Here is a 5,430-nt window from a genome sequence, read left to right as displayed (position 1 = left end):
GTAAATAATACCCAAACTGACCGCAAAAAATGAATTTAGACGAGTTAGCAAATAACATTAGGAAAATTTCAAAAGAAGATTCCATTCAAAAACTAGCTGATAATTTAGAAAGTTGGAAAACTGACGAAAGAAATGCGATTGAATTAGGAGAAAATATCGAACGTTTTCTTGGAAACACTTGGATTAATAAGCAAACGGACTTTGATAAAATTTATGGAATGTGGATTGAATTTAAAAAATCTGCAATTGATGGAATTGGTGGAATGACAATGAATGAAAGACTATATTGGTTCGGAACATTTGACTTATTCGACAACACAAAAACTGAATCCGAACGAGAAAAAATATATGGAAAATTAATGGCTGCAAAATGAAAGAAGAAATTAAATTGACTTTAGCGGCAGAACCATTTGCAAAATGTTTTGGAATTTTAATTCTGGAAAACGGAGATTATATGATTGAAATTGACCAATCAAAGATTCCGACTGACTTTCTCTCTCGGCTGAAAAAATGGTACGAAGATTATTATCCATATACTGGAATGAGTTTAAAAGAACTTGAGTCTAAACAACAACATACCGAAAAATTGGATAAAATCGGAATCGAATTATTAAACGAAATTTATGAAAATAGAATATTTAGCAATTTGAATATTGACAAATATATTTATTACAGCAGAGGAATTGACAAACCAATATTTGAACTGAATTGAAAAAAGTACTATTTACAACACCGTGTATAATTCATTGCTAGTTATAGCTTACTTACGAAAGTCCTCGCGGACTTTCTATCTGTGATTTATTTGCTAACTTTAGTGCTTAAACACGCAACGAAATCATACACAACAACGTTACCCAACATTTGAAAAAAGCAGAACTCGAAAATAAAATCCAAGAAGCAACATCAAGTTTGATAGATATGGCAACCGATATTTGTTGGAATAAAATATCGAGAAATTGCGTATATATTATGTCGGAAATTGATGAAAGTATCGGAAAAAACTTTTTTGAACAAGCGAAAATTAGAAAAAAAATTAATGACAAAAAAGTTCCAAAAACGTTGAGCGGAATTGTGTCTGAATTGACTACGATTTTTGAAAATCTTTATGACATAAATTTATACATTTATAAATCGCTGTCGAATAAAACAATAATAGAAATTAGATACTTTTTAAAAACCTCTCATACAGCTGATTTTTATCCAACGATAATCAATAATGAACCAATGTTGCATTGTAAAGTTGCAGTTCCAAATTACGTTGCGAAAAAACCAAACTCAACTGAAAAACAAAAAACTTTTGACGTCAATTGGGAATTGGGTGGAATAAGACACGAATGGAATAAATTTATAGGCAAATTAAAATACCATACTTGGAAAATAAAATATGACCGAAAAAAGAAAATGCAGAATAAAAACACTGGATAAAAAATGAATCCTGAATTAAAATCACTTCTTGCTAAAGGCTTTAAATATTTCTATGGAGTTACTTTGCTTGCTTTTTTTGTTGCAACTCTTATGCTAATTTCATATATCGGAATGAAAAAAGATATTGATTGGAATGGTGCATTAATCTTATATGGAATTTTAATTCCAGCATTATTGATTTTTAGATTTATGAGTAAAAAATTTGAAGAAAAAAACGTTGGGTAACACCGTGTATAATTAATTGCTATGTTCTTACCTACTTGCGAAAATTCCTGCGGAATTTTCACGGGTTCGTAAAAGTTTGCTAACTTAGTTGCTTAACCACGCAACTAACCATACACAATCACGTTGTAAAACATTTAACACTAATATGAAAACATATATTTTTCTGATAATAATTTTCTTTTCATTAAAAAGTTTTACTCAGCAAACTGAAATAACAGAATTAGAAAACCAAAAAAAAGAGATTCTAAATCAGATTAAGAATCTGACCGATTCGATTAAAAACATTGAATTAAAAATAAATAAAATTAAGTCTAAAGAAATTCAAAAAATGGTTACTGATTCGACTTTAAAAGCAACGGTCACAAGCGGTGCAAAGTTAAGAAATTCTGCAGGTCCTTATGGTAAATTAATTACAACCTTAATTGAAGATAAAGAAGTTGTTATACTAGACTATAAAGACGACTATTTTGGAGTTTGCACTGATTCTATTTGTGGATATATGAGTGATTTGTGGATTAAAAAAAATGACAGAATAAAAGAATTTATAAAAGCAAAAGAGACTGAAGAAGATGAATTAAAACGTTTAGAAAAAGAACAAAAACTCAAAAATCAAAGAGCAGAATATGCTAAATTAGAAAAGAAATACATAAAAAAATACGGTCAAAAAGTTTATAATGAACTAAAGCAAGGATATTATTGGATTGGAATGAATAGAGAAATGGCTACAATATCTTTAGGCAGTCCAAACGACATAAATAGAACTGTTGGGTCTTGGGGAGTTCATGAACAATGGGTTTATGATAATTTGTTCTTGTATTTTGAAAATGGAAAATTAAAATCATATCAAAATTAAAAAACGTTTTACAACACCGTGTATAATTAATTGCTTTGTTCCTGCTCATCTGGAATATTCCTTCGGAATATTCTCAGGTTCGTAAAAGTTTACTAAATTAGTTGCTAAACCACGCAACTAACCATACACAAACACGTTACCACCAATTTGAAAAAAACCGGAACTTTAATATTAATCATAGTCATTTCAATAATCTTAAGTGTGATTTATGGAATTACGCACGATTTTATTACTTCAAAAATTTCACCTGAATTTTACACAAAACTGACTTTTTTCAATTTTGGAATTTTAGATGATTATTCAAGAGAATTTGGTGGAAATTGGACTTTTGCTCTCGTTTGGGTTGGATTTTTCTCAACTTGGTGGTTTGGTCTTTTAACTGGACTGATTCTCGGAATTGTCGGAATGAAATACAGCGACGGAAAAAATTTACTGAATAAAACGCTGAAATCAATTCTAATCGTAATCGGAATTACAATTCTGTTCGGATTTGTTGGATATGGAATTGCGGAATTAAATCCATCGGAAATTATTACAAATTATAATTTCCCATTTGAAATTGAACATAAAGCGGAATTTAATAAAGTTTCGAAAATCCATAATTTTTCATATTACGGAGGAATTGTCGGACTGATAATCGGAACGTTGAATCAAATAAAAAACTGGTGGTAACACCGTATAAAAATAATTGCTAAATTAGTGCTTAACCAAAGGTCGTTGCAATTTTGTTACGTCTGATTTTCCTGCGGAAAATCCTCGCACACAAAACCGCAACTATTCTTATACATAAACGTTGCCATACATTTGAAAAAATCACTTTACATATTAATATTTTTCGGAATTGGATTTAATTTCTGCTTCTCTCAAACCGAATCTGAAATACGATTTGGATTAACAGAATTTGACTCAAAATTGCACGACCGAATTTATCAAGTTCAAGTTGAGGACTATCAAAATGTGGAACTGATTGAATTCAAAAATGGAGTATTTAATGGAACTCTAACTCAATTGGTATGGAAAACCAACCGAAAAGAAATCCGAAAAGATAGCATCGTCCAAAAAATCACTATTCCAAATTCGACTGTAAAAAAACTAATTTCGGAATTGAATAGCAACGGATTTGAAACCCTAAAAGATTGTAACGAAGTCGAGAATTGCATAAGCGGATTAGATGGAACAACGACTTTTTTTAAAGCAATTAAAGATGGAGAAATAAATAATGCATCTTATTGGGAGTTAGAATCTGACTATTATTACAATCAAAATAAAGTAAAATTACCAGCTGAAGTTATAAAAGCAAGAAAACTGATTTCGATAATCAACAAAGAATTTGATTTGAAAGAACAATTTCAAAACTTTTTAAACCGACTACCGAATGGACGTTATTCGTACAGTATGCTGATAATGAAAAAAGGATAAAAAACGTATGGCAACACCGTATATAATTTATTGCTGGTTCTAGCCTACTTACGAAAATCCTCGCGGATTTTCTATTCGGTTTTTATTTGCTAAATTAGGTGCTTAAACCACGCAACAAACCATATACAAACACGTTGCCATTCATTTACGGGCACAGTCAACACAAAATCATAAATTCTATATGAAAAAAATAACATTACTCTTTCTTTATTTCACTTGTATAACTGCATTTTGTCAAAAACAATATAAAAAAACTCTTTGGGACAATAGTTGTAATTGTCCTGTTCAATTCGCAACAATAAGCAATAATGATAACTACTCTATTTCTAATGAAGATGGCTTATTTAATATCATAACCGACAATGATAGTGTAATATTTAATATGCTCGGCTACGAAAAATTAAGTTTTAAACTAAGTGAAATTAAAAATGATACAATCTTCGTAAAATCAAAAGCTTTTTTGCTAGATGAAGTAGTTATACACTCAAACAACATATATGAAAGTATTATAAAGTCTAAAAAAACAGATTACACAGTTGAACCTCATGTGGAAAAGTTTTTTCTAAGAACGATCATAAGAAAAAATAATGAAATAATTAAAATAGCTGATTTAAGCGGTAAAATTAAAAACAAGGGGGTTTAAAAATAAAGGATAAATCATCAAAAGATAATCTGTCTGTTGAAATTGATAATTATCGTAAAGCATATGCTCTAAAGAAAGACTATAGGTTTTCTATCTTATCAAGTATAAACAATTTTTTCTATAGTCATAATAGTACAAACCTATTAGTTTCAAAAAATTTTAATTTCAACTATAGTACTCTTAAGGATAGTTCATACACAAAAATGAACGCTACGCTAAAAAAGGATATTCCTGGTTCAGATATTAAAGGCTATTACATAATTAACAATGATAATAAAAATTTTGAAAGAACAAATATCTCTTTTTTCTGGACTGATAATAATTATATAATAATAGATGAAGATTGCAAATTTAGAGGTCTAAGTCAAAACATAGACACCTATTATAAAAAAAATATCGCAAATAATAAATTGCAGATAAATAAAAAAATTGTGAATTTTAAAACTGAAAATATATACGATGGACAAAAAGATACCATAGAAGTAAGTTATATCTATTTCGCTGAGCCAATTAATTCTTCAGTGAAGGTTAAAGATAATGTAAACCATGATAAAAGTTTATTTGATTTAAAATTCAAATACAGAAATGATTTTTGGGAAACACAGGAAAAATTACCTTTAACAAAAGAAATGCAATTATTTATAAACAAGATTAAACAGTCGGAATATAATTCCAATTACACTACAAAAACTAATATTAAATAATTAATTACGTGAATTTTAATAAAAACGAAATGGCAACACCGTGTATAATTAATGGCTGGTTCTGGCCTACTTACGAAAATCCTCTCGGTTTTTATTTGCTAAATTAGATGCTTAAACACGCCACTAATCATACACAAAACCGTTGTAAACAATTTGACAAA

Annotated in this window: 9 protein-coding genes; all 9 read left to right on the top strand. The window is 29.1% G+C overall.

Features of this window, described 5'->3' with window-relative positions:
• Window positions 1-29 precede the first annotated feature (29 nt).
• The 9 genes from ADIWIN_RS05850 (at window position 30) to ADIWIN_RS05810 (ending at window position 5,269) form a co-directional block, all read left to right on the top strand.
• A complete protein-coding gene (locus tag ADIWIN_RS05850; protein WP_020897390.1) occupies window positions 30-374 on the top strand; it encodes a hypothetical protein in 345 nt (114 codons plus the stop codon).
• Entirely contained in the window at window positions 371-712 is a 342-nt protein-coding gene (locus ADIWIN_RS05845; RefSeq protein WP_020897389.1) for a hypothetical protein, read from the top strand. Before ADIWIN_RS05850 ends, ADIWIN_RS05845 begins: the two co-directional genes overlap by 4 nt.
• 149 nt (window positions 713-861) lie before the next feature.
• Window positions 862-1,425 carry a hypothetical protein gene (locus tag ADIWIN_RS05840; RefSeq protein WP_020897388.1) on the top strand — a complete coding sequence of 188 codons (564 nt, stop codon included), beginning with the start codon at window positions 862-864 and terminating at the stop codon, window positions 1,423-1,425.
• A 3-nt stretch (window positions 1,426-1,428) separates the two neighbouring features.
• Window positions 1,429-1,650, top strand: a complete 222-nt coding sequence (locus tag ADIWIN_RS05835) for a hypothetical protein (RefSeq protein ID WP_020897387.1) — start codon at window positions 1,429-1,431, stop codon at window positions 1,648-1,650.
• A gap of 145 nt (window positions 1,651-1,795) precedes the next feature.
• Entirely contained in the window at window positions 1,796-2,503 is a 708-nt protein-coding gene (locus tag ADIWIN_RS05830) for a hypothetical protein (RefSeq protein WP_020897386.1), read from the top strand.
• A 147-nt stretch (window positions 2,504-2,650) separates the two neighbouring features.
• Window positions 2,651-3,175: a hypothetical protein gene (locus tag ADIWIN_RS05825; protein WP_020897385.1), complete on the top strand. Its 525-nt coding sequence runs from the start codon at window positions 2,651-2,653 to the stop codon at window positions 3,173-3,175.
• A 132-nt stretch (window positions 3,176-3,307) separates the two neighbouring features.
• Entirely contained in the window at window positions 3,308-3,922 is a 615-nt protein-coding gene (locus ADIWIN_RS05820; RefSeq protein WP_020897384.1) for a hypothetical protein, read from the top strand.
• A 181-nt stretch (window positions 3,923-4,103) separates the two neighbouring features.
• Window positions 4,104-4,565 carry a peptidase associated/transthyretin-like domain-containing protein gene (locus ADIWIN_RS05815; protein ID WP_020897383.1) on the top strand — a complete coding sequence of 154 codons (462 nt, stop codon included), beginning with the start codon at window positions 4,104-4,106 and terminating at the stop codon, window positions 4,563-4,565.
• A 203-nt stretch (window positions 4,566-4,768) separates the two neighbouring features.
• A complete protein-coding gene (locus tag ADIWIN_RS05810) occupies window positions 4,769-5,269 on the top strand; it encodes a hypothetical protein (RefSeq protein WP_020897382.1) in 501 nt (166 codons plus the stop codon).
• Window positions 5,270-5,430: the final 161 nt, after the last annotated feature.

Source organism: Winogradskyella psychrotolerans RS-3, from assembly GCF_000427335.1.
GTDB lineage: Bacteria > Bacteroidota > Bacteroidia > Flavobacteriales > Flavobacteriaceae > Winogradskyella > Winogradskyella psychrotolerans.
The sequence above is the reverse complement of the archived record's forward strand: the minus strand, read 5'-3'. Positions and strand labels throughout refer to the sequence as shown.

What these genes read in the sequence shown, in the direction of transcription:
- ADIWIN_RS05850 (WP_020897390.1), top strand. Translation starts at nt 30, where the DNA reads ATGAATTTAGACGAGTTAGCAAATAACATTAGGAAAATTTCAAAAGAA.
- ADIWIN_RS05845 (WP_020897389.1), top strand. Translation starts at nt 371, where the DNA reads ATGAAAGAAGAAATTAAATTGACTTTAGCGGCAGAACCATTTGCAAAA.
- ADIWIN_RS05835 (WP_020897387.1), top strand. Translation starts at nt 1,429, where the DNA reads ATGAATCCTGAATTAAAATCACTTCTTGCTAAAGGCTTTAAATATTTC.
- ADIWIN_RS05830 (WP_020897386.1), top strand. Translation starts at nt 1,796, where the DNA reads ATGAAAACATATATTTTTCTGATAATAATTTTCTTTTCATTAAAAAGT.
- ADIWIN_RS05815 (WP_020897383.1), top strand. Translation starts at nt 4,104, where the DNA reads ATGAAAAAAATAACATTACTCTTTCTTTATTTCACTTGTATAACTGCA.
- ADIWIN_RS05810 (WP_020897382.1), top strand. Translation starts at nt 4,769, where the DNA reads ATGAACGCTACGCTAAAAAAGGATATTCCTGGTTCAGATATTAAAGGC.